The organism is Xenorhabdus eapokensis, assembly GCF_001908105.1.
Genome location: NZ_MKGQ01000014.1, coordinates 1 through 24,464, shown reverse-complemented (window position 1 = coordinate 24,464; position 24,464 = coordinate 1). Strand labels below are relative to the sequence as shown.

General features: G+C 45.8%; 31 protein-coding genes. 16 read left to right on the top strand and 15 right to left on the bottom strand.

Translation table 11 applies throughout. The features are described from left to right. Position 1: 1 nt before the first annotated feature. The 14 genes from Xedl_RS11160 to Xedl_RS11095 form a co-directional block, all read right to left on the bottom strand. The gene (locus tag Xedl_RS11160) at positions 2-1,231 is read right to left on the bottom strand and encodes a DUF2213 domain-containing protein (protein ID WP_074023772.1); all 1,230 of its coding nucleotides are present in this window, start codon (positions 1,229-1,231) and stop codon (positions 2-4) included. A gap of 1 nt (position 1,232) precedes the next feature. Beyond that, positions 1,233-1,823 (bottom strand): phage head morphogenesis protein, encoded by a 591-nt coding sequence (locus tag Xedl_RS11155; RefSeq protein ID WP_074023771.1) that lies wholly within the window; start codon positions 1,821-1,823, stop codon positions 1,233-1,235. Between the two features lie 19 nt (positions 1,824-1,842). After that, positions 1,843-3,288, bottom strand: coding sequence for a DUF1073 domain-containing protein (locus Xedl_RS11150; protein WP_074023770.1), 1,446 nt, complete (start codon positions 3,286-3,288; stop codon positions 1,843-1,845). Further along, positions 3,288-4,907: a TerL protein gene (locus Xedl_RS11145; RefSeq protein ID WP_074023769.1), complete on the bottom strand. Its 1,620-nt coding sequence runs from the start codon at positions 4,905-4,907 to the stop codon at positions 3,288-3,290. Before Xedl_RS11145 ends, Xedl_RS11150 begins: the two co-directional genes overlap by 1 nt. Positions 4,908-4,909: 2 nt before the next feature. Next, positions 4,910-5,476, bottom strand: coding sequence for a terminase small subunit (locus Xedl_RS11140; RefSeq protein ID WP_074023768.1), 567 nt, complete (start codon positions 5,474-5,476; stop codon positions 4,910-4,912). A gap of 160 nt (positions 5,477-5,636) precedes the next feature. Beyond that, entirely contained in the window at positions 5,637-6,026 is a 390-nt protein-coding gene (locus Xedl_RS11135) for a hypothetical protein (protein WP_074023767.1), read from the bottom strand. Positions 6,027-6,064: 38 nt separating this feature from the next. Continuing rightward, complete coding sequence (locus Xedl_RS23685) at positions 6,065-6,571, bottom strand: lysis protein (protein WP_244149701.1); 507 nt, start codon at positions 6,569-6,571, stop codon at positions 6,065-6,067. Beyond that, complete coding sequence (locus Xedl_RS11125) at positions 6,538-6,762, bottom strand: hypothetical protein (protein WP_143187421.1); 225 nt, start codon at positions 6,760-6,762, stop codon at positions 6,538-6,540. Before Xedl_RS11125 ends, Xedl_RS23685 begins: the two co-directional genes overlap by 34 nt. Then, complete coding sequence (locus Xedl_RS11120; RefSeq protein ID WP_074023764.1) at positions 6,752-7,291, bottom strand: lysozyme; 540 nt, start codon at positions 7,289-7,291, stop codon at positions 6,752-6,754. Before Xedl_RS11120 ends, Xedl_RS11125 begins: the two co-directional genes overlap by 11 nt. Continuing rightward, a complete protein-coding gene (locus tag Xedl_RS11115; protein WP_074023763.1) occupies positions 7,275-7,457 on the bottom strand; it encodes a phage holin family protein in 183 nt (60 codons plus the stop codon). Before Xedl_RS11115 ends, Xedl_RS11120 begins: the two co-directional genes overlap by 17 nt. A 651-nt stretch (positions 7,458-8,108) precedes the next feature. Further along, positions 8,109-8,501, bottom strand: a complete 393-nt coding sequence (locus Xedl_RS11110; RefSeq protein ID WP_074023762.1) for an antiterminator Q family protein — start codon at positions 8,499-8,501, stop codon at positions 8,109-8,111. An 85-nt stretch (positions 8,502-8,586) separates the two neighbouring features. Continuing rightward, entirely contained in the window at positions 8,587-9,306 is a 720-nt protein-coding gene (locus Xedl_RS11105) for a competence protein CoiA (protein WP_074023761.1), read from the bottom strand. 278 nt (positions 9,307-9,584) lie between these two features. Beyond that, positions 9,585-11,687, bottom strand: a complete 2,103-nt coding sequence (locus Xedl_RS11100) for an AAA family ATPase (RefSeq protein WP_074023760.1) — start codon at positions 11,685-11,687, stop codon at positions 9,585-9,587. 4 nt (positions 11,688-11,691) lie between these two features. Further along, on the bottom strand, positions 11,692-11,868 hold the full coding sequence (locus Xedl_RS11095) for a helix-turn-helix domain-containing protein (RefSeq protein ID WP_244149703.1): 177 nt from the start codon (positions 11,866-11,868) through the stop codon (positions 11,692-11,694). Positions 11,869-12,035: 167 nt separating this feature from the next. Between Xedl_RS11095 and Xedl_RS11090 the strand changes: the two genes are divergently transcribed. From Xedl_RS11090 to Xedl_RS11020, 16 genes are all read left to right on the top strand, one after another. Further along, the gene (locus Xedl_RS11090) at positions 12,036-12,710 is read left to right on the top strand and encodes a S24 family peptidase (protein ID WP_074023758.1); all 675 of its coding nucleotides are present in this window, start codon (positions 12,036-12,038) and stop codon (positions 12,708-12,710) included. Positions 12,711-13,261: 551 nt separating this feature from the next. Then, the gene (locus Xedl_RS11085) at positions 13,262-13,657 is read left to right on the top strand and encodes a hypothetical protein (RefSeq protein ID WP_074023757.1); all 396 of its coding nucleotides are present in this window, start codon (positions 13,262-13,264) and stop codon (positions 13,655-13,657) included. 141 nt (positions 13,658-13,798) lie between these two features. Continuing rightward, positions 13,799-13,930, top strand: coding sequence for a hypothetical protein (locus Xedl_RS35660; protein WP_279625357.1), 132 nt, complete (start codon positions 13,799-13,801; stop codon positions 13,928-13,930). A 17-nt stretch (positions 13,931-13,947) separates the two neighbouring features. Further along, positions 13,948-14,760 carry a hypothetical protein gene (locus Xedl_RS11080; protein WP_074023756.1) on the top strand — a complete coding sequence of 271 codons (813 nt, stop codon included), beginning with the start codon at positions 13,948-13,950 and terminating at the stop codon, positions 14,758-14,760. A gap of 2 nt (positions 14,761-14,762) precedes the next feature. Beyond that, complete coding sequence (locus Xedl_RS11075) at positions 14,763-16,049, top strand: DUF2800 domain-containing protein (RefSeq protein ID WP_074023755.1); 1,287 nt, start codon at positions 14,763-14,765, stop codon at positions 16,047-16,049. 32 nt (positions 16,050-16,081) lie between these two features. Then, positions 16,082-16,639 carry a DUF2815 family protein gene (locus Xedl_RS11070; protein ID WP_074023754.1) on the top strand — a complete coding sequence of 186 codons (558 nt, stop codon included), beginning with the start codon at positions 16,082-16,084 and terminating at the stop codon, positions 16,637-16,639. Between the two features lie 164 nt (positions 16,640-16,803). Continuing rightward, the gene (locus Xedl_RS11065; protein ID WP_074023753.1) at positions 16,804-17,436 is read left to right on the top strand and encodes an Nmad5 family putative nucleotide modification protein; all 633 of its coding nucleotides are present in this window, start codon (positions 16,804-16,806) and stop codon (positions 17,434-17,436) included. Next, positions 17,429-19,489 (top strand): DNA polymerase, encoded by a 2,061-nt coding sequence (locus tag Xedl_RS11060; RefSeq protein ID WP_083600310.1) that lies wholly within the window; start codon positions 17,429-17,431, stop codon positions 19,487-19,489. Before Xedl_RS11065 ends, Xedl_RS11060 begins: the two co-directional genes overlap by 8 nt. Positions 19,490-19,503: 14 nt before the next feature. Next, on the top strand, positions 19,504-19,743 hold the full coding sequence (locus Xedl_RS11055) for an ANR family transcriptional regulator (RefSeq protein WP_074023751.1): 240 nt from the start codon (positions 19,504-19,506) through the stop codon (positions 19,741-19,743). Further along, positions 19,703-19,969 carry a PDDEXK family nuclease gene (locus Xedl_RS11050; protein ID WP_074023750.1) on the top strand — a complete coding sequence of 89 codons (267 nt, stop codon included), beginning with the start codon at positions 19,703-19,705 and terminating at the stop codon, positions 19,967-19,969. The genes Xedl_RS11055 and Xedl_RS11050 overlap by 41 nt, the downstream gene beginning before the upstream one ends. Continuing rightward, on the top strand, positions 19,966-20,256 hold the full coding sequence (locus Xedl_RS39320; RefSeq protein ID WP_074023749.1) for a dATP/dGTP diphosphohydrolase domain-containing protein: 291 nt from the start codon (positions 19,966-19,968) through the stop codon (positions 20,254-20,256). Before Xedl_RS11050 ends, Xedl_RS39320 begins: the two co-directional genes overlap by 4 nt. Positions 20,257-20,526: 270 nt before the next feature. Beyond that, positions 20,527-21,060: a hypothetical protein gene (locus Xedl_RS11040; RefSeq protein ID WP_244149700.1), complete on the top strand. Its 534-nt coding sequence runs from the start codon at positions 20,527-20,529 to the stop codon at positions 21,058-21,060. Between the two features lie 22 nt (positions 21,061-21,082). Further along, a complete protein-coding gene (locus Xedl_RS11035) occupies positions 21,083-21,355 on the top strand; it encodes a hypothetical protein (RefSeq protein ID WP_074023747.1) in 273 nt (90 codons plus the stop codon). After that, entirely contained in the window at positions 21,352-21,531 is a 180-nt protein-coding gene (locus tag Xedl_RS31630) for a hypothetical protein (protein WP_074023746.1), read from the top strand. Before Xedl_RS11035 ends, Xedl_RS31630 begins: the two co-directional genes overlap by 4 nt. A gap of 9 nt (positions 21,532-21,540) precedes the next feature. Next, positions 21,541-22,920: an SNF2-related protein gene (locus Xedl_RS11025; protein WP_074023745.1), complete on the top strand. Its 1,380-nt coding sequence runs from the start codon at positions 21,541-21,543 to the stop codon at positions 22,918-22,920. Continuing rightward, positions 22,917-23,204 (top strand): pyocin activator PrtN family protein, encoded by a 288-nt coding sequence (locus Xedl_RS11020; protein WP_074023744.1) that lies wholly within the window; start codon positions 22,917-22,919, stop codon positions 23,202-23,204. The genes Xedl_RS11025 and Xedl_RS11020 overlap by 4 nt, the downstream gene beginning before the upstream one ends. A 280-nt stretch (positions 23,205-23,484) precedes the next feature. Here the strand turns inward: Xedl_RS11020 and Xedl_RS11015 are convergent, their stop codons facing one another. Further along, the gene (locus tag Xedl_RS11015; protein WP_208605048.1) at positions 23,485-24,360 is read right to left on the bottom strand and encodes a PDDEXK family nuclease; all 876 of its coding nucleotides are present in this window, start codon (positions 24,358-24,360) and stop codon (positions 23,485-23,487) included. Between the last annotated feature and the right edge of the window lie 104 nt (positions 24,361-24,464).

Below are 24,464 nucleotides of genomic sequence, written 5' to 3'. Positions count from 1 at the left end.
ATTATTTACTCCGATTTGCCCAAAATTCGGCATTTTGTTTATTCAGGTCGGCAATAGTGTTGCCAGATGATTTTTGACGGATGTTACTGTCGCCCGTTATCTGGACATTGCGGTTTTTTGCCAGCTCAGCTACGGCATTAAATGCAATATCCACAATGTGTTTAGGCAGTTTTTTGATTTCAGCATCACCCACAACGTTACGTACCATCGCCTGATCTGCGCTGACCAGTACCCGACGTTTAAACGCGGTTAATTTTGATGGTTGAGACAAATCAACCCCAGGTATAATTAGCTCAGCTTTATAGGCTGAATCACCCGTGATTTTTTCCTCTTTCTCATCTTTTTCTTCACCATCGTCCCTTGTCGGTTTATCTTTCTCAGGTTCCGTACCGTTATCGCCTGTTTTTCCCTCCAGCGCATCCAGACGCGAAAGGATCGCCTGCGCCCATGATGGGATATCAGTATCCGCCGTGCCACCGTTCATTTCCGGATCTGTGTTCGGTAAAGGGTGTTGAGGGCTGATATTGATGTTAATCGCCTTGGGCGCCTTGGGCACTTCGCCCGTGCCTTCATCGCCAGTGACAGATTCAGGTGCACTGTTTAATGCTTCTTCCATTGCAGCCGAATCTTTGGTTTTATGCGCTCGTTTTATGCGCTGATACCATTTTTGTACTGTAGTAGACATACTATCTCCAATTGAACAACGTGAACCGGCGCGGCCTTCTTGCACCAGCGCCACATGATTACCTGTGATTTGATACTGTTCGGCTTCTCCCTTGACGGTTTGACGATATTCAGCGTTGTAGCCACATGAGACCTCATCAAATCCCGAATCTATCGCAGCCATTGCCGCGGGGTCTTTGATAACCAGATCTGCTAACATTAGGTCAGACTGCTCCCCCGTACCTCGCCTGACATTTTGAACATGACCGTAGGCCAAATCTCGCCAGTTATCGGGGTCGACAAACATGATGTTGCCGTTGTCGTCCTCCGGATGTTGTATCGTGACCGTCATCCCCTCAAACGACGCTATTGTCGACTCGCTGAAAACCTCTGCCGGCGAGCGATCCACTACAATCTCGCCGTCGTTATCTGGTTCTAAATCAGGCAAATCAAAATCTGCATAAAGCTGTGTGCCCGTTCTGGCAATCGGGACGTCTTTACACAACAGGGAACCGTCCGCCAGTTGGTAACGGGTGTTACCCAGACGGGTAGTAAAGAAATATTTCATATTAACATTCCGGTATCACAACTTCGCAGTAACAACGACAATTAGGCAGTGTGCCTGCGTGTCCTGTCAGTCCGTCCAGTGTCGGAGGTTTAGCCCATTCAACGAATTGCCCCTCCATTTTGTGATGAGAGTCACGGGCATCACCATCAGCCGTGCGCCAGATATAACCTGTAGAACCTATGGATTGTGCCCGTGACTGCGTAAGCGCTGTCTGTGCGCTGCCAATTTCTGTTCTGGCAATGAGTTTGGCTCTGGATAACGCCACCTCGCCAGTTTTAGCTATTTCCTGTGCAAACGGTTCATGCCGACCGCCAGTAACAACCGCCTCTATTGCCCTGTTGTGAATGTCATACACCCGATCCGCTGCCTCGATAGGTAGTGATTTGATGTATTTAATTTGCTCATCAACAATTGAACGCATCACGTGACCAACGGGGGTGTTGTTCACTAAATGGCGGAGTTCGAGGCTAATTAGCTGACTACGCTGGCGCCACTCGTTTTCGTTATGGCGATTTACATCCAACGCAAAACGTTGTGCCACCCGTTGCGCCCACGGTGTAATTAACTCGCTGTAACTGTCCAGTGCGTCCATTATTTCCGTGACAGAGTCATTAGAACCATCGTAAGCGCCCGCGACGATGTCGCCTACCGCCTGCGCTATCGCCCGTAGACTGGTTCGATACTGAGTTTCTGCCTGACGTGATCGGCTCAATGTTGTTAATGTCGAGTCTCGGCGGCGGCTCGGTTTCTGCATCATTGATATCCTCATCTGATATTGAACCCCCAATACCCGTAACATCCGCCATTTCGCGCAGATCGTTCATGGCGGATTTCAGGTTCATCATGCCCCCATCGAGCGCGCCATTCAGTGCGTTGACAGTATTCACTGCAATTGTGGAGCGGTCGAGGTCTGACATTTGCCACAGCGGGTTAAACTCAAATGTAAAATCCTCTGGCAATGACTGTCCGAATTCAGAACGATGCATTACGTCCAATAGACGGCGGATAGGTTGACGTAACCGCCGCTCCTGTTGGGTGCCGATATTGTCGTAATAATTAGCTAGATCAGCATCTCCGGTAGAAAAACCCTGCGGTGACTGACCAAACAAACGTACCAGTGGAATACCCACCGCGCCTGATATCTGTTCGGCAAACTGCGCCAGCACATTATCCAGACCACTGAACGAATATTGATGGGTTTCAAACACATCGGTTTTATCCATCAGTGTCATACCCTCGTTGCTCTGGAACTGGCGGATCATGTCCATGTGTTTGAGCAATGCATCCAATCTCGCACCGCCCATCGCAATGATTTCTCGCAATTTGTCTATACTGTAGGTTCTGAGATGCGCCTTATAGACCAACTGCGCCGCGCCTGTTGTGGCGCTATCGAATGCCGTGAGCCTGTCGTAAATGCGTTCAACAACCGACATGCCCCATTCGTTTTCAGTCTGCGCCTGTTGATATGGCAGGGTTACCCCATCGAACCTAATCAGGCGACTGTGATGGAGCTTCCATGCGGGGATACCTCGCCCTGTGTTAGTGATCTGGTAAAACTCTGGCTTGCCTAGGTCTTTCCCTATGTCCTTGATACGACGGTTCAAATCAGGCTCAACTTGCCAGCGGTCTAGGGGTAATACCCCTTTGAACTTACCTTTACCGATAGTTTCAGGACGTAGCGGAGTGAAAGGGGCTTGTCCTTCAATCAAAATTAATCCTACTGCCCCGCCATAGAGCCGTGACCATTTTATGATGTTGTTCAAGTTTTCCCACAGTTCCAGCTCGTCGAACAAAGACTCCAGCACGCCACGCGCTTTGGGGTCTATTTCAGATGTGATCCGAATGCCCTTGCGCGTCATATCATCGGCTACTGAGTCCACCGCCGCCCCGATAATCCAGGACGAACGGTACGCGTTTTCGATCAGCATCCGGTTACGACTCGTCCAGTTTGGACGATAGGTAGATGCGGCGTGCTGGTTCGGGGTGTGCATCCCAACACGGGCGAGCATATTCTCGTAACTATCCGCTGTGGGCTGTAATTTGCGATTTTTCGCCATTAGCTACCTCGTCCTAATAATTCCCATATTTCCATTGAGATATCCATCGGGGCGTACAAGATCATGACCGAGTCAGCCAGATTGGGGGATTTTGTCCCGTCTGGTTTTTTATCCACAACAATTTTCCCGACTCCGTTTACCGAATAGGTAGGCTGCGATAATTCCATGATTAGTTTGTCTTTTAGCGGTATTTCACTAGAAATGGATATCAGTTCATCGGGATCATAAAAACGCCCCTCGCTCACTGCCCTGTGGGTTTTCTGGAACCGCGTTCGTAACGCCCACCAGCCCTGAGCTTTGGCATTGGCGAAAAAGTCCTTATTTAGTCTTGGTTCGCTGAATGCGTCCCCTGGCACCGCTTCACCTTCAGGGTCAAACATGGCACCACTACCGCGAAAAGGTGTTGCTGTTATGGGATTCAATCTCAATGTTTTGCGTTGTTCGTTGATAATACGGGCATCACCCCGTACACCTGCGCCCAGCCCGTCAGAGTCAAATCGAAACGAACCTAGTATATTCTGCTCACACCAACCAAAGACCGTTTCAACTGAGCCGAATATGTCAGAGCCTTTGCCTGACCATTCTTTGATGCCCTGCATCAGGAATCCATGCCGCCAAGCAAAGGCGTTTTTATCCTTGCCCTCGTCGGCTACGTCCATCGCCCCCATGCGAATACCCGTTGGTTGAATACCGAGTTTGACATGTGCATCAATCGCAGATTGCACCCACTCGGACGGGATCAAAATGCCCTCAACAGACGCCTGATAGTTGATATCAACCTCCTGCGCCAGTGTCACAGGATCAAGTTTTTCTACCTGTTTTGCATACCATGCATCATCTTTGCGCGGGTCATCGCGCCAGTGGAATGTAAATACCTGAATATTGCCACTGTGACGCCGTTGAGCGAATGAGTTCGCCATACCGTTTGGTGTTGAAACGTCCTGCCGACAGTTAGTTGTGGCCGATAATGACGCATCCACCAGCTCAGGACGTTCAAGGAAAGCCGCCTCATCCACAAAATAAAACGAAGCGCGATCACCACGCCCGATACCATCGCCCGCCTCGCCCGTCATGACCGAGTCAGTATCAGGGAACAAAATACGCATGTGAGGTGCGTGTTTGCGAATATCCCACGTACCGCGGAATTCGGCGGGTAACAAATTGATAAAATTCCGCGCCTTATCAAATAGTGATTTGGGCGAGCCGAGTTTATCCACGTACTCCTCTTTGCGAGAACCAAACCCCGCGGCAACACCCCGATTGAACAGACAAATCGAGCTAGCCGTGGCAATGGTCAGCCAGCTAATGCCCATATCACGGGTTTTTTCGGTGATGCCTGGCTCCTGAGTTCGCCAGCACTCCATGAACCAATCGATCCACTCCTCCTGCCGAGGGAACAGAATAAACGGGATACGGGCTGGTAAACCACGCTCAACGTTACGTGGGTCTACCGTCATGCCCCAATCGATAATAAATTGCCCTGGATTATCGCGGTAAAATGTCCGCATCGCGGGTAGTAATGTTGGATTCTGGCGAATACGCTGTAATCGTTCCATCCGCCACTCGAATACCGCGTTATAATCGGGGTTACGAAAATCAAACGGAAACGGAACCGGCATAATCACCCCATCATTTTTTTATAGGCAGCCTCTGCCTGTTCGGGTGTCAGTTTAGCCACCTCGATTGGGCCATCATTTGCCCCCGTCAGTTCGTTTTTCACATTCTCGCGGAATGCCTGAACAGAGACGTGTTTACCCAACAGTTCGAGGTTTTTGACTTTGTCCGGCCATTTGATTTTTTTGAGGATACCAACCACATCTCGCTCGTCCCCCCGACCCTCGAAAATCTCAGCTAGGTTGAGTCCGCTGAGATAACGGCGCCATGATTCCGGCCAGTGAGATAATGGTTTGATACTGAGATCCTCGTCCAATATGTCAGCCACATCCATCTGGTCGATTTCAACGAGGCGTCGCAGGACGTAGTTAGCATCAATGCCCAACTGTTTGTTGCGCGCCTGTTTCAGCTCATCAATATGCTGAATAATATAGGGTTTTTGCATCTGCTGATACCCTATTTCACTGGCGCGTTTGGGGCTATATCCCGCTCTAATTGCTGCCTGAGTTACGTTTAAATCGACCAGATACTCACGGCAAAACATTTTTTGTTTTGCGGTCATTTTTCTGGCCATTTTCTTGGTTCCTTAAAAAGAAAAAACCACCACGGGATGTGATGGCTTGGGGTTTAATTTGGTGGAGTTACACCTGATTAAAAATTACGGTGCGAGACACTGCGCCCTAACCTACTCCTGCCACCCCAGTATCATTTGTTCTGAGGTGGTAATTGCCATCTTATTTAACCACTTCTACCGTAGCACCGCTTTCATTAGTGATATAAAGCTGATCGCCTTTGTAGAGGAATTGGTATCCACCTCCGCCCAATTCTGGAATTTCTGGGAATGTCGGGCTGGGAATGTTTGAACAGACAATTGCGATACAATCATCAATGCTCACGCCTTCGCGGGTTACACTGAGTGAGTGCTCTTCTTCCACAACCTGTGTCATTTCTTCATCTGAATAGGAGGGTGGGATAAACTCAATGACATCGGGTGTTTCAATACCGAGTTCTTTTGTTAATTCAAATGCCTGTTTCCACTGAGGCGAACCAATACGAGCAATAGTAATCTCTTTGGTTTCATACAATGATGTAGCGTTTTCAATAATCTGTTTAACTGTGAACATTGTTTCTTTTCCTGTTTCTGATAATAAAAAACCCCTGATTACTCAGAGGTTCGTTGGCATTCAGCCCTAACATATTCCTGCAAATATCTCAGTTTTGCCCTGTCGTTGATGATGCCTTCTCGGATATCGAGAACAGCTTGTCCAGTTTCTCTACTGAGTTCGACGGTGGTTGCATTGACCACGCTGCCGGAGGTAACGGTTTTAGACACGGAGGGGCAGGCGGCTTGGATGCGCAGCTTGCGACGACCAGCGGCAACATCAGCCCGAAGAGTGTCAATTTCAGTCTTGGCATGGGCGAGTTCCTGAGTGTGACGGGTATCTAGTTCATGCAGCATGTTGATGTGAGTGTTCTGGTAGTTAATTCGGTCGGTCAGTTGCTGAATCTCGATTGTCTGGCGATTATTGGTTGCTTTCTGCTCCGAGTATGCGGACAGGTAATAAAACGCCTCGAATGTAGATACCGCTGTCGTGATAATCAGAACAATGATCGTATAATGAGTGAGTGTGAGTTTCATTCTTTCTTCACCCAATGCCCACCGCCCCATGTCACAGGGTTCCACCATTTGGCAGTGGAGATCCACGTTTCCACTGAATCGTAATAACCTGCAAATTCGCCACAACGTTCACAAAAACGACTATGAGGGCGACGATTTTCAAATCCAGCACCAAACGGTGCCCATGGGTGTATTCGATGACAGTTATTGCATCGCACCAATTGACAATAATTACTCATCATCCAGCCCCCAACATGTTAACTCAGATTCCTGAGCACGCCGCTCTACCTGACCGTAACAACCGTTCGCTTGGCCTTTGGTCTGCCTGCAATCTTTACCACCGTCAAATATCCAGCGCTGGATTTCAGCACAAGCCCCGCGTTTGTCTCCCGCATTTAACTTCCGGTAGAACGTCGAAGAGACACATTTACCGGAACCAATGTTATACGGGCAAAAACTGGCAATGCCTGCGATCTGAGGTTCAGTCAGCGGAACTTTGACATGGCGTTTTACCCAGTCAATAGCACGTTGTGATTCAAGCTGATTTAATTCGTCACACTGTTGAGTAGTTAGTCTCATACCCTGACGAACGGGAACGCCATCTATCCGAGTGATACCACGGCAAATCGTCCAGATGCCGCCTGCATCCCGATACGCCGATAACCAATTACCCTCTTTTTCGTCCAGAAACTGAGAGAGAATAGCTGTGGCACCCGCACCAGAAAGTAACAGGCCAATGACCGCAGCTGTTAGCTTACTCGTCTTTTTCACGTCTGTTGAACTCCCTGTGTTTGTAGTACCAGTTCACGGCAAAGGTGCCTACCGTGCAGATAATACCTACGATAATTGCCCAATCATTCAGCGATAGAGCACCCAGCATTGCAGTAAAAGCGCCCCATCCGTAGGCAGAGGGGCTGGTATATTTATCCATACGCATATTTCCACCCCATCTGAACAATGGGCGTCCGTGGGGTGAAATAGGTTACCCCTGTGAGTTGTAGTGAATAAGTTGCCCTCAGAATTGAGGGCGGTAGATACGCAGTGCGTACTGATAGCAGGTCATGCCTGCATGATTTCAGATGTTAAATTGTGATCCTGCCAATATGAGCGTTTGCGGTCGGCTGGAATAGGTAAATCCGCAACGCACCCAACGTTTTCTCGGTAGTTGGCGACCAAATATGCCATTAGCTGACCGCTCACCCCATTTATCCGTCGTAATTACCCCTGTGTAGCGGGATTTTAACAATTGTGAGCGGTCAACGAATAGCACAGATAATTTGTTAAAAACAGCGCCTATTTAACATAATGGTTGTTACGCGAACATGCGATTTTCAACTCAACCAAAAATGGCTGTCTACGCCTCAAAAGCAGCAATCTTCTTACTCATAATAGGCTGATTCTAGATATAACATTTTATTAACAAATCGCCACTATTGGGGTTCAGTCAAATCACGATGTCTAAGCGTTGTTTTTCCATGTTTCCAATTTTCAGCCAAAAAGAAAGGCGCTCTAAATTGAGCGCCTTTTCTCAGGATATAAAAAACCATTTCTATCACAATAACACATGTTTTGCGCAGCGCACTAATATTTAGCGTCTGATTGATTGCTTTTTAACCGATACATCCATATCTAATTGAATTCCCAGCATATCTAGACAACCAGCGATAAAACTCTCTGCGACCTGCATTCGGTGCCGTACCAGGCTCTCTGATACATACGCGTCGCGGGCTATTTCCCGTTTAGAACGCCCGCGTATGTAATGTTGTTGCAGGTATTCCAGCTCCTCGCTCTGGCCTATCGCCTGGAGTCGTGCCACGCACAAATCAACGATTAGCCCGTCCTCGTCGCTGCATGTCAGCCGATTATCCCCGTTCGCTGGCAGCAGGCCGCTAAAACCAGCAGCAATTGGCGACCAGCCAACGTTGGTTAGATTTGACGACCATCCACCCCATCGAACTAAAACTTGTTGAATATCGCGCATAGAATTTTGTCCTGTAGTTTCGTGTATCCAAAAATTTTTTACTGGAAGCCGTCGCGCGTAAGCGCCGGTGTGCTTAATAACGTGGTTAAATCCTTTTCCACAATCTGCGATACGGCAAAATATACGCACCCGCCCCCCACGGACTGGCTCCTTCATGCGCAAAATCTCTAACTATATGGAGCTTAGGTGATCTTACAGGGGTTCTGTACAGCTTAGATCGTTTACTATATCCACCGCCAAAATCTGTCAAAGGCACATCAAGATAGAAAGTACTAAACTTAACAGGGAGGACATACCCATCGCCGAGCCAAAAATATACTTCCCCCAAATTGGATGCATGAATCCATTTTTCCCAATTTTTAGGTGTTATCCGACTTCCATAAACATCATCTCGCGGGAGTAATAGCCAGCAAATGCTAATTCCTCTTTGGCTATATTCTGTCGTTCTCTTAGCTAGCGTATCAATATCTATCGAAGATCTTTGGACTTCAAATACAACCCGTCTACCGTCAATTCTCGCGTACACATCAGCTCTCACTGTTCCAAAAGATTTTTCCAGCTCAACCTCAGTAACAGTGTCATCAGCCATCAGTACATCAAAAAGTTCCAGCTTAGCCTCTTGGTGAGCAAGAGTTTCGCCTTCACCATAGGCACAGGTTACTGGTGATTTATGCGCAAAATGATGAATAACCTTTTTCCCCTTTTTCAAGATGACAAGTTGCCTACATTCCGGGCAAATAAACTCTCCAGGTTTTTGGGCATCTCTTGCAATTATGATCTTATCGTTTTGTAGTGCAGTTAACATTTCACCCTCTCCAAATTTATTTTCTAAACCGGAGTCATTTTTACCGTGACACCCCTTCTAGCGTGACACGTGACACCCCTCTATAGAGGGGGTTGTCACGTCACGCTGTCGGATTAGGGCTTGAATTTTTTGTCACGTTATTTGTCACGCCTTAACGTATTGATAATACTTTAATTATTTAACTACTGTTTCAACTGTCACGCTACTTGTCACGCTAACAATACAAATTCGTAATTTTTCGTTGTCACGCTATTTGTCACGCCATTTTTGATTAATATTTAATCTTTTGAACTTTCAATTGTGATTGGTGGAAGAAATATTTCCTCTTTCTCGTCCTTGCAAAGATACCCACCTTCAATTGATCGTTTTAAGGTGGTACGGAAACTGGACTCTTTTCCCTCGCCATCAATCCACTGTTTTCTGAGTTCTGCCCGCGCAATACGTCCACCAGCATTTTCAACAAGACTTACGATAATTGCGTTATTACCTGTTAAGCCCTTACTGGCACTTTCATCATCAAAAGCGCTAATAATTTCAGCCATCGGAATATCTTCAAATACCCGCTCTGTTGTAAGACGAACGGGGGCATAAATTTCACCCTCTGTACTCGTATATTCGTTATCAAAGGCCTCATTTTCGGCGATGACATAATCGGGTAGATCAACTATTGGAACGTTGTAGCTTGCAGTTGGTTGGGTAGGCCCGGTACGTTGCTTTTCATTTACCAGATTGACTGAATTCTCTATACGGTCCACCCGAATAACTGCGTCCACATTGGCAAACGCGGCAGAGGAACCACGCATCCCTTTACTGCCATCTTTTCCGCTGTGATGAACCACTACAACAGCCGCCCCTGATCCTGTTGATACTCTGGTAGCTCCCGCCATAAAACGTGCCATGTCTCCGGCACTGTTTTCATCACCGGAAGTCATAGACTGGGATAAGGTATCAATAACAACCATTCTGACAGGATGCCCGGAAGCGTTGATAATGCGCTTAATCTCGTTTAATAATGCATTGACCATTTTAGGATCGGCCAAATCAACAGCACGAGGTAATATATAGAAGTTCTTGACTGGCCTACCGCCATTAAAACGATCTGACCATGCACCTACACGGGGATAAATAGAACTACCACCTTCCGCCGCGATATATAGAACTGCACCGCCTTTTAAATTACGCCCTGCCCATCGGTGCATCATTTCGGCAATTCTTAGAGCAATAGAAAGTGCCAAATACGATTTGAAAGCGGAAGACTGACCATATACAGCAGTCACGCCTTCCGGTATAAGGCCTTCAACAATAAAACGCCCCGGTTTGCCATATCCGCCCATATGAGGCTGTGATATCGGTAGTTCCACATCATCTACAATAACGCCAGGATTCACCCATCCACGATCTTGAGCCTGTTTAAATATGGCAGCATATCCGGTTCTATCTGCGGTCAGATGTTCCTGCCATTTTTTTTCGGTAACTTCATAATCATATTTATCAGATGTTGCGGACCAATCATGCCAAAGTTGCTTTGCTTCATCTTCAAATTCACTGTCTTTAAAAAAAGACAGACGATTACCCATAGCAACCCATGAGCTATAGCTTTCAGCCTGTGGTAGTATGTTCACAGACCATAGAGCACTTCGCAGATGCTCAAAGGTATGTTGGTTAACTTTATGTAGCTCTACTACTCGGTCAAGATCTTCGCAGTTGTCTGCTTCAACCAGCTCACTTGGTTCAAATGCTTCTGAGTCAAGTGAAGCTGGCGTATTCGGTGCCAGCATTAAATCAACATCTACTACCGTACCGTTAAAATTTCTACTTATAGCGTTTTCATCAGGTGCAAACACCATATGTGACGGCTCATACACAGAGCGATCCCACTTAACCGGTTTATCATCTAATAATTCATAGCAATCCATTATCTCGCGTTCTATCTGAGGCCCTAAGAGTTGATACTCCGTAGCAGATACATCTCGCGATAATAGAAAGCCAATCCGCCAACGTTGTTCGTTATTGGCAGTCGGGTGTTCATGACTGGCAGTGGTATATGCAAAAGATTGGTACAATTTCAGGACAGTAGCTATATTATTCCAAGCTGATAAAGTACAACCATCCATATCTAACCATAGGACTCTACGTTGCCCCGCATTCAATGCGTTACGCCCTTTCAGCGAATCAAGCATCGCCCCCCAGATATAATTCAACAGCGCCTTTTTCTTACGTACTGTTGAAATAGGATCAGAGGGTTTAATACCAACAGTCTTACGTAAAGCCCAGATAGCTTTCTGGTATTCCACAAAACTTTCCGCGACCTCAGCTACCGGACGGTTGTCTTTAGCCCCGTAGCCAACAGAGTAATGAATCTTTTGTTTTTGGTCTGACATATCGCTATGCCTTATAGTTAGTTATATGCGACACATATAAATTGCTGATAGCGGATGCGGTTGACATACGGGGATCAGTACTAACCCCCGTTAAAATTCGACTAAGCGATGACTGACTAACACCTGTGAGTTCAGATAACTGTGCTTGCGTGTATCCTGAATTAACCAGTTTCTGAAGCATTTCTTGTAATGAAAGTTTAGACATGACACGATTCCTTTATGATGAGATAGCATTAGATTAAGCAAAAACGCAAAATCATTCAATCCTCTATTGCATGAATAATAAAGATAGAATATGCAATAAAGGATTGCCTGTTTGAATTACAAAATATTTAGAGGCTAAACAGAATGGCGCTAGAAGCAGATACACTAAACAAAAACATCAAATACTTGATGCTCAAGCATGATATTGGCAGCGTAACTGAATTGTCTAAACGGGTAAAAATGCAGCAATCAACCCTACATAGAATGATCACCGGGGAAGTTAGAGACCCTAAGTACACAGTTCTAAAGAATATTGCTGATTTTTTTGGGGTATCTCCAATTGATTTAATTGAATGTGATTTGCAGGCATTAAAACCAACAACCATCGTAGAAATAGGTGATGAATACTACCCTCACAATTTCACTAATATTCCTGTCCGCAGAGACATAGTTATTAATGATACTGAAGAGCATCTCGAAACTTCCACAAATGAAGAAGACAATAGTTATTTACGTTGGCCGTCATATGATAAAGATGTATATGCCGTAAAATGTAAAGGTACATCACTAATGCCACGTATAAAAGATGGGGAATATGTGGTCATTGAACCTAATCAAAAAATATCACCAGGGGATGAAGTATTAATCATATCTACGGATGGTAGCGCTACTGTTAAAACATTTCTGTTCGAACGAGAAGAGCAGTATCATTTACTCCCTCTCAATGAAGATCACGCCCCTATACGTTTCCCAAAAAACACAATTAAAACACTACATTATGTAGCTGGGTTAGCAAAACCCAATCTCATAATAAAATAAAAACATATAAATCAATAAAATACATCAGGCCGCAAAAAAGCGGCTTTTATTTTTGATAAATTAATGCGTTTTAGCATTGACAAGAAGATGCACTTCCGACTATAAATGCAATAAGGATATTTAAATGCATTTTCGCAAAAATAGAATTAACAACCCGCTCTTTAACAATTTGGAAAGTCGGAACAGCACACTACCTACTGTTTAGACCCCTACGCATGAAATGCGATGTACCATCAAGCGCGATCCGGTCGGTGGGAAGATTAGCCCCAGAAAGGGGCGCGAACGGGCAACACTGGCAGTAGGGTGTGTGCGAGCGCAAAAATCAACTAAGAGGAGGAAAATAATCATGCTTTAGCAAAGCGGATAGACCGAAGTTTAACTTGAAGCTGCTGTTATGAAGCAGCCCCGAATCTCTATAAGGGAGCCAGAAGCAGGTCGAACTGCACACGCGCTGGTGAGGGTTAATGAGGAAGAAGACGTGCCGGTAAAGCAGCAAGACAGCCAAACTTGCACCGGTTATCAGCGGCAAAGATGCCACTGGAGGATAAATAATGCCTAAACACATTCACGCCGATTTAATCATGGAATACGCTAAATTAGCTCAGGTGACTGATAAACCGTGGGAATATTTTGAAGTGTTAAATGACAACGCCGACGGATGGAGTTCTTTCGCGGGTGAATTTTATTTTAATGTAGCCAGAAAATACAGACTAAAACCCCGCGCTATCAAAATCGGGGATATCGAAGTTCCTGAGCCAGTGAGGTATACGCCCTCACGCGGAACTGAATATTTTGTTCCCATAACTACTCGTGGGACTTTATGTGGTGGTTGTGTATGGTTTGGTGATGAATTTGATTTGATGATGTTAAAAACAGGGCAAATACATTTAGACAAAGAATCCGCCGAGCTGCACGCTAAGGCGCTCATTAGTCTGACCCAAAAATAACCCAACCTCAGAAATCACTAATCGTTTTCATTAGCGAGGGATTTTTACGTGCGTAATAACATCCACGACGCAATGGCCGTTGTGCCAACACACCCACCTGCCCATTTTAGTGGGTGTGCTTTTTGATATGTAAAAAACGTTATGAAACCAAAAATAATGCCTGTTGGTAAATACCCAATAAACAATGCCGTTCGCCGCCTGCGCTGGCAACGGAAACTCGAAGAATTACAACGCAATCCTGCTAGCAAATTCCCAATTACTCTGTACTCATAATAAAAGGGCTGGAAAAAATGAGCTTAGAAACATCTTTAGATAAAAATAATGAGCTGTTAGAGCGGAAAACCGCACTGTTGGAGCAGCAAAACTCACTTATTGAACAACAAAATACCCTGAATACCTACCAAGCTGAACTATTGGTGCAACATAACGAGCTAATGGCGCAATTTGTTTCGGCATTGGCAATCTTTAAACCAAACATCCCTGCCGCAAACGACGATCAGTCTATTGTGGCAACCGTCGAACAACCCGCCAAACCGAAAAAATCCAGTGTTAAAAAAGCTGTAGATACCACTCCGGTTGATATCGAAACGCTGGATTTGGAAACCGTGGTCGCCATTGCCGTGTTGTTCAAAAATGACGCCTACAACCTGACCGCCGATAAACTGGCTCAGGCCAGAGCCGTTATTGATGGTATTGGTGAAGCTGAACGTAACGGACAGGTAGATGCATTGGATTGTGCGTTACAGGGGTTACCAGAACTAAAACCCCTGACGAACGCCGTTATTTTAGATCTGTGTCTGGAAATGGTAGCGAATTGGGATGATATCCCTGGCATTACTGAACGTCGTGAATTCGCGGTGGCACTGTTGAACGAGGGTAAACAGACCACTGAGCCAGAGCCAGAGCCAGAGCCAGAACCAGAGTTTTATGCAGCGCTTTATGACCAGACTCAACAAGCGTTACTACGGCTAGCGAAAGGCGGCTATCGTAACGAGGCAACAGGTATCGTACATAAATTTGGTGCCAAAAAATTAGGCGATATCCCCCAAGAAAAACTACCAGAGGTATTGAAATTGGCTGAGGCCGCGTGGGTGGAGGAATAACCATGCCAGAGGTACACGCAAAACTCTCACCCTCATCGGCTCATCGCTGGTTGCGCTGTCATGGCAGCCTGGCGATGGAGGCGGGATTACCGAACACTGAATCACCGTTCGCACTGGAGGGCACCGCAGCCCATGCCCTCGCTGAAACTGTATTACGCAACCGTCAAGACCCGACGCTGGCGGGTAAACCGTGCACTATAGGGCAAACTACCGCCGAATATTTAGGGCAAAACGTTCTGCTGAAACCTGACACACCCACGGTTGACGAGGAAATGGTGGAGGCAGTAGGCGAATACGTTGAAACGGTGTGGGGACTGGCTCAGGGTAATGAGTTATTAATTGAACAACGCGTCGATTTTTCCGAGGTGATCGGTGTTGAAAATTCATTCGGCACTGCTGACGCGATAATCATCAACGGCAATGAGCTACAAATCCACGACCTGAAATATGGCAGAGGTGTACGGGTTGATGCTGAGCGGAATGAGCAGTTGACGTTATACGCCCTCGGTGCTCTCGACCAGTTCGATATGCTGTATGATTTCGACACGGTGCGGTTATTTATTCACCAACCCCGATTACACCATGTGTCGGAATGGACGGTCAGTGTTGATCAGTTGCGAAAATTCGGGGAATACGCCAGAGAGGCCGCCGCATCGGTCATTATCACGTTCAACATAGCACAATGCGATGGGGTAGAAACACTACCCGCTGACAGTTTTGCCCCAGGTGAAAAGCAGTGCCGTTTCTGCAAGGCCAAAGCCAATTGTTCCGCATTATCAGAATATGTGCTAAAAACGGTCATCGATGATTTTGTCGATCTGACGCAACCATTAGAGCCGCAGATAGAAAACGCCATTGAGCAAATACCTAGTTACAGCAACCTAACACTAGCTGTCAAATACGCACAGGTGGATTTTGTTGAAAGCTGGTGTAAATCCATCCGCGCTCGCGTCAACGATGAGCTGAATGCGGGTCACTCTATCCCTGGGTTTAAACTGGTCGCAGGTAAACAGGGTAACCGAACGTGGAGTGCTGAGGCAAACGCTGAGGAAATGTTAAAAACATTCCGGCTCAAGCAAGACCAAATGTATTCCCAAAAACTGATCAGCCCTACCCAAGCCGAAAAACTGCTCAAGAAAGACAGTCCTCGCCGATGGGCAAAACTGGAACCACTTATTGTTCGGGCTGACGGTAAACCTACCGTCGTACCGGAATCAGACCCGCGTCCAGCATTAGACATTAACCCTATCAACGATTTTGACGACGTATCGGATGATATGTTCGTTTAATTACACATCTAATCAATAAAGAGAAATAAACAATGAAAATTAAATTACCAAATGTACGTTTGGCATTTCCTGATTTATATGAAGCGACCCAAGTCAACGGCCAAGGCGATTATAAATTTCGCTCCACTTTCCTTATTCCAAAAGAGCGAACTGATTTAATTAAACAAATTGAAGCCGCAATTTTAAAAGTGGCTACTGATAAATGGGGCGCTAAAGCTGAGGGTATTATTAAAAGTATTCGCGGAAATAACATGCGATTTAATTTCCGTGATGGTGATGATAAACCCGATTATGACGGCTACGCGGGCAATATGTATATTTCCGCCAGTAACAAAGCAAGACCACTGGTAATTGATCGCGACAGAACGCCACTCACTGCGCAGGATGGACGCCCCTATTCCGGTTGTTATGTGAATGCAACTATTAGTATTTTCGCCTACGAAAACAACGGCAAAGGCATATCCGCTTCACTGTCTGGCGTCCAGTTCCTGAGAGACGGTGACGCATTCGCGGGCGGCGGTGTTGCCTCTGTGGATGATTTTGACGATATCAGCGAAGGGGCTGATGCCGAAGCGGACGTTTTTAGTTAACGAGGAATTGACCATGAGTTGGGCAGAATATCTTCGCCAGCAAGAAAAGCGTCGAAAAATTTGGCAAATAGCCACGCCCGAAGATTTCGAAGACCTAAGCGAAAACGACGGCTAATAAATATTGCCCCGTTATTATGCGGGGCTTTTCTTAAGGTAAAAAAACCATGACACAGAAAACACTAACCAAAGATATAAAAAGTGAAATTGTTAAAAAGGCACTGACAAAAGCAGGTATCTTCGAAAAAGAAGAGCAACTTTATAAAGACCGTGCGGATTGGGCTGAAAAAGTAAGAATAGAAGCCATCGGCTGCGCAAATATGGATTCAGGGATAAACGATATTATTTCAGAAATAAAAACACTGGCTAATAAAATACCTGAGTCTATGCGATTAGATGATTTTCCGGTACGTGAATACTGCTATATGGAAATTAACTTAGCAGGTAGTCGTGTTGTTGCATATTTCAACGGAGCACGCGAACGGTATTATGACAGACGGGAATACATATATAAAATAACGCCCAAAACGACCACATTATTAGCCGATAATCCGTTGGTTAATGAATTCTATGAACTGGAAAAACGTCATGAAGAATTAAATAACCAGCGGGACGATATTACTAATAATGTAGAAGCCGCATTATTAAAGGTTCGCTCTGTAAAAAGGTTATTAGCCGAATGGCCGGAAGCAGCCGAATTATTGCCTAAAGATATAATAAAAGCACCTCCAGTTCCCGCCGTTCGCCGTGAGGCATTAAACGAACTAATAGGGTTACCGACCGAGGCGGATAATGGATAGACTCTGGCTCGACCTCGAAACCTATAGTGAGATACCAATCAAAAATGGCACTCACGCCTACGCCGAACACGCGGAAATTATGCTGTTTGCGTGGGCTATTAATGATAATCCGGTTCAGGTATGGGATGTCACCAGCGGTGAATTCATGCCTGCTGAATTACGTACTGCCCTGCTCACCCCGTCGGTCAATCTGTTCGCGCACAATTCACATTTTGACCGTACTGTTTTACACCATTATATGCCAGATTTACATCTGGATATTTCCCGCTGGCGAGACACGATGGTTCAGGCACTGGCACACGGTTTACCAGGTGCGTTAGGTGCACTATGTGAAGTGCTAGGTATTCCGTCAGATAAAGCGAAAGATAAGGAGGGCAAGGCACTGATCCAATTGTTTTGTAAGCCTCGCCCGAAAAATGTCACCATTCGCCGTGCCACCCGCAAAACCCACCCCGCAGAATGGCGGCGATTTGTAGCGTACGCGGCATTAGATATCGTCGCCATGCGCGAGGTGCATAAGCGCCTGCCCAGATGGAACTATCAGGGTGATGAGCTGGCACTCTGGCACCGTGACCAACAAATCAATGATCGTGGTGTGTACATGGATATTGAGCTGGCAAAATCTGCCGTTGCAGCCGTTGAGCAGGAACAAAAGCGACTGGCAAAACGCACACAAAAACTGACCGATGGTGATGTACAGGCCGCAACTCAGCGGGATGCCATGTTAAAACATATCACCACTGCGTTTGGGATCGACCTACCGGATATGCAAAAAAGCACATTGGAGCGCCGAATTGCTGACCCTGATTTACCCATCGCATTACGAGAATTGCTCACCATCCGATTACAAGCCAGCGCTACCAGCACCAGTAAATACAAGGCGTTGATGAATGGCATTAGCACCGATGGGCGTCTACGCGGAACATTACAATTTTGTGGTGCATCCCGTACCGGACGTTGGGCAGGACGCCTATTCCAACCGCAAAATTTACCAAGAGCTACATTAGACCAACGCACTATAGATACGGGTATCGAGGCACTGAAAGCGGATTGCGCGGATCTGCTGTTTGATAACATCATGGAACTGACCAGTTCGGCACTGCGTGGCGTTATCATCGCGCCGAACGGTAAAAAACTGGTTGTCAGTGACCTGTCCAATATTGAAGGGCGCATGTTGGCATGGCTGGCGGGTGAGGACTGGAAATTGCGGGCGTTCAGCGAATATGACAACGGCACTGGCTCAGACCTCTACAAACTGGCCTATGCCCGTGCATTCAACATTGAACCCGATGACGTCACAAAAGACCAGCGTCAGATAGGTAAGGTGATGGAACTTGGTTTAGGGTATGGCGGCGGGGGCGCGGCGTTTGTTACATTCGCCTTGACCTATGCACTCGACCTGGACGAACTGGCAACCGCTGCATTACCCAACATTCCTGTGTCAGTCCAACGGGCAGCGATGAGCTGGTATAAACAGTCGGTCGAACAAAAACAGACCTACGGATTGAGCGAACGAGTGTTTATTACCTGCGACTCACTCAAGCGCATGTGGCGTAATGCCCACATTGCTACCGTGCCGTTCTGGTATGAACTGGAAGAGGCAGTCAAGCGCGCTATCAGCTCACCCAACGTAACAATTCCGTGCCGTAAATTGCGGGTCAGACGCGATGGCGCATGGCTCCGTGTTGTTCTGCCATCTGGACGTGCGGTGTGCTATCCCTCACCTCGCCTCGATGATGGGCAGATTAGTTATATGGGTACGAATCCGTACAGCCGCAAATGGCAACGACTCAAGACCTACGGCGGAAAGCTGGTAGAAAACGCCACGCAGGCAGCCGCACGAGACATACTGGCGGGTAACATGCCACGCATTAGCTATGCGGGTTATGACATTGTGCTGACCGTGCATGACGAGGTTTTGACTGAGGCACCGGACACCCCCGATTATTCTCATGAACATCTCAGTTCGTTACTCGCAACAAATCCCGATTGGGCACCGGATTTACCCCTAAGTGCAGGCGGATTTGAAGCATATAGATATAGAAAGGAATAAATAAGGCTCACCCTATGTCATTTAAATATAGAGACAGCCCGTTATATTTTCGTACTGCACGCGAGGCTGCGCAAATTGAACGCGAGGGTGATTATTTACGGGCGTCAAAAGCGTGGAATAAAGCCGGCCGCCATTCTCGCAATGCGTTAAATATTGAGTGGTCGGAAAATCGTTCTGATTTTTGTTTAAAGCAGTACCACAGGGATAAATTAAATGAAAATACGAGAGGATGTAATAGAAAAGTATTTAGTTAATGAAGTAAAAAAAACAGGTGGCATCGCCTATAAATTTATTTCCCCTGGTCGCCGTGGTGTACCCGACCGTATTGTTGTATTACCGAGCGGGCGGGTCGTTTTTGTCGAGTGCAAAGCCCCTGACGAAAAGCCCCGCCCTGAGCAATTACGGGAACACGAACGGCTCAGGGCGTTAGGGCACGAGGTCGTGGTTTTGGATAGTAAAAATTTGGAGGGTATTTTATGACGGGTGTTAAATTCGACGGTAATAAACCTAGGTTCAGTTTAATACCATTATCACCGTTAATAGAAATAATTAATGTTCTCGAATTCGGCGCACAAAAATATGCATCCAATAATTGGAAAAATGTTCCTAACGCTGAAACACGATATTTTGATGCAGCCATGAGACATTTATTGGAGTATCGATCAGGCGAGAAAATAGATTCCGAGAGCGGATTATCGCATTTGTCTCACGCAGCGTGCTGTCTATTATTTTTAATGTGGTTTGATAGCAATGAGGGTAATACATGATCGCTATGTCATATGGGGGGGGGTACGAATTCAGTTGCATTATTAGTTGGATTGTTAGAAATAGGTATAATTCCCGATTTAATTACATTCGCTGATACAGGTTGTGAAAAACCCTATACCTATTCGTACCTCTCTGTAATAAATAATTGGTTAATTGCAAATGGCGGACCACAAATAACCGTTTGCAAGAAAGTATTTCGCGCTGGCAGAACAAAGGCCGAATGGGTATATCATGAGAAAGATTTATACACCTATTATCGCGAGCGGAATATGTTACCGTCAGTTGCATATGGTTTTAAAAATTGCAGCCAGAAATTTAAAATCGAACCGCAAGAAAAAGAATGGAATAACCATCCGCTTTGTAAAGCAGCATGGGCGCGGGGTGAAAAGATCACTATGCTTGTCGGTTATGATTTCGATGAAGAAACGCGAGTACTGAATGCCCGTCGCACTTTAGCTAACGATGCCGTTCTGTCTAAAAAGTTTCAATATGAATACCCACTGTATGATTGGGGGTGGGATCGGGATGCATGTATAGAAGCCATTCAACGGGCAGGTCTTCCACGTCCCGGTAAAAGCTCTTGCTGGTGCTGTCCTTATACCAAAAAGCCAGAACTGTTACGCCTCCAACAAGACCACCCCGACCTCATAGAACGTGCCCTAGAAATGGAGCGAATGGCTGACCTGAAACAGATTAAAGGGTTAGGCAGGCGCTGGAACTGGGGCGAATTCTTACTAAATCCTAATGGTTACGGTATAGACGATATTGATCATGATATGCCGTGTGGTTGTTACGACGGATAAAAATTAATTAGAGGAAATCAAAATGAACAATGAATTTAATGAAGAATCATGCGCTGCATATATTAATAAAATCTCACCACGAGAAATAGCTTATACCGCTGAATTAGAAATAACTGATTTTATTGATAATGGTGAGCGGGCACTAGCATTTGGGAAAATATTTAATGATAGTAAGAAACGTTTTAACGATGGCGATGAGATAATAACATCTCAGGTTCGCAATGCTAAAACTTATAAGGACTGTCGGTACATAATAACTCAAAATTCCATTTACAAAATACGAGAAACGAAATGAAAATAACAATTGATACCCCTAATGATGTCAATGTTAGTGTTATTCTGGATGTAGTTAAGGGTTTTATAAAAAAGAATGACAGAGAGATAAATACCCTCTATTTCGTTCAGACGGACGGAATGGTAATAACACTCAAAGAAACGAACTCTGGTAATATTAATGCTCGTGCAAAGTAAGGGCAAAGTATGAAACCATTCACACCCCGCCCCTACCAAGATCTCATTATTAATCACGAGCTGGATATACCCCGTTGCAACGTGTGGGCGGGTATGGGTATGGGCAAAACGGTAGCAACATTAACCGCACTGGAGGATTTATACATGGTGGGTATGGAAACCCAACCAACATTGGTATTGGCGCCATTGCGAGTGGCTCGCTCCACATGGCCGGACGAGGCGGACAAATGGAATCATTTCCACAATATCGACGTTCAGCCCATTGTTGGCAGTGTAAAAGAACGCATGGCCGCACTCAAAAATACCAATGCCAGTGTTTTTACCACCAACTACGATAACCTCGTCTGGCTGGTGGAAACGTTAGGTGATAAATGGCCGTTCGCTACCGTCATCGCCGATGAGAGCACACGGCTAAAATCGTTCCGGCTACGGAAAGGTGGCAAAAGAGCCGCCGCACTGGCAAAGGTTGCTCATAAACATGTACGTCGTTGGGTTAACTTAACTGGTACACCGTCCCCAAATGGTCTGGTCGATTTATGGGGGCAATCGTGGTTTATCGATCAGGGCGAGCGACTAGGCCGAACGTACAGTGCGTTCACCTCGCGTTGGTTCAATAATATTCGTTTTCCAGGGCAGCAATGGGTGAAACTGGAACCGTGGCCGTTTGCTCAGGAGCAAATGCAAGCGGCGTTAAATGACGTGACCATCGCGCTAAACGCGGCGGACTGGTTTGATATTCAGGAGCCTGTCCACAACGTTATTCGTGTCGATTTGCCGTCCAAGGTTCGCCAGCAATACCGCGCGATGGAAAAAGAAATGTTCATGGAATTAGGTAGCACTGGGGTTGAGGCACTGAACGCTGCGGCCAAAACCGTTAAATGCCTGCAAATCGCCAGCGGTGCTATCTATACCGACGAGAACGGCGGTTGGCAGGAACTACATGACACCAAACTACAGGCACTGGACAGCATCATTAACGAGTCAGGAGGAATGCCTGTGCTGGTGGCTTATCACTGGAAGCATGATTTAGAAAGGTTATTGAAAGCGTTTCCAAAAGGCCAGCATCTTGATTCAGATCCACAGACCCTACGCGACTGGAACGCGGGGAAAATACCCGTTATGTTCGCTCATCCAGCCAGCGCAGGCCACGGCCTGAACCTACAGGATGGCGGAAATATCCTGGTGTTTTTCTCTCACTGGTGGGATCTGGAACAGTACCAGCAAATTATTGAACGAATAGGCCCTACGCGACAGGCTCAGGCAGGGTACAACCGCCCCGTTTTTATCCATCACATTATTGCCGTAGGTACGGTCGATGAACTGGTAATGGAACGGCGAAACTCAAAACGGGAAACACAAGACATTTTATTAGAGGCGATGAAGCGATGAATACTGTATTCTTATTAATGGCAGAGTTTGAAACTGCCACAATTCCACTCTCAGACATTGCAGAGAGGTATTTAGGTATGAAACCCGCCACCGCCGAACAAAAAGCGTCGTTGGGGCTGCTGCCACTTCCGACATTTCGATGTAATGATAGTCAAAAGTCACCACGGATGGTGCATGTGAGTGATTTGGCCACCCTAATAGACACGAAAAGAAAAGAGTCCAAAGATGCGATGGATTATGTATCGCGCAAAAATCGAACAAAAAATAAAGCGGTACACCAATAGTACACCACAACAACATAATATATTGATTTTATTAATAAGTTCGTCCAGTCCAACATGGGGGCGACGGAGAAGCGGGATGATAGGTGCATATCACAAACCTCGTTTAAAAATCAAAAAGATAGCGCCGATATCGCCGCTTTATATTCTGGTTTATTTCGGCTTTTATTCAGCCATTAGGAGATATTAAAGGGGAGCACCAACTCCCCCAAATTATCCAAGGCGGGCGATTATACAGAGCGAAAAGGATCGCTTCAAACTCAACCAAAAATGAATATTTGAATTAGCCCCACTCATAGCGTAGTGACGAGAATTTCTCCTGAATTTCATTAATAAATCGACTTGTATTAGAAAGACTCCAATTTCGAGCGATGTAATACCCCTCACCTTGATAATCAAACTCAGGCTCTAACTGAGTACGATACTTTTTGTATTTATCTTCAGTGCCTTTAATTTCTTCATATTTTTTCAGTAACTGAAACGAACAAGTTTTATTATTTCGAAGATAGCTAAAACCAGACTCATCAATTAATTGATGCTCCTCAAGTGCCTTAACTGTATAAAAACCAATGTCTGACTTACGGAATCCTTGCTGGTAAGGTATCCCATTAACATACAGATTAAGTGATGAGTGATCTTTTTCATTGCTAGCAACTCTCTTTTCACGCTTTTTATGACGTACCTCTATCTGGTAATCCATCGCTTCGGGAAGAGGAACAATTTGCTCAATATTTAATAAAAGTTTTTCATTTACTCGAAAAGGCTGAAGACGAACACAAGTTATATCCATGCCTATATCATTCATCCACAAAACTGATGTTGTAATCTCTTTAGAAAAGCTAGAAGCAGCTAAAACGATACGCGTTTCTTTAGCAAAATCACTATGCTGTGGAGAGTCCCATGCCAGAAAATCCAACAGCGAACTTTCAGCATCAACATCTTGCCCTGTTTGACTCAAAAATTCCCTGTAAGCACTAACAGCCTGTTCCCACGTTAGATTCGAAACCATAGCAGCGTACCGGATCGCCTGAAGTTCCATATGACCACCATCGTCATCCCGTTTAAGCTCGATAACGACGAGATTGGCAGACTTATCGATACCAAGTAAATCAAGACGGCGATTAGAGCCAACAAAGTGACTATATTCTTCAGCAATCACTAATGTATAGCAGAATCATCATAATTTGACATATTCAATATGCTCCGTAAATAGCTCATCAACTGAACATCTTTTTTGCCTCCTGATCGCTTTTGCTCCTCCCC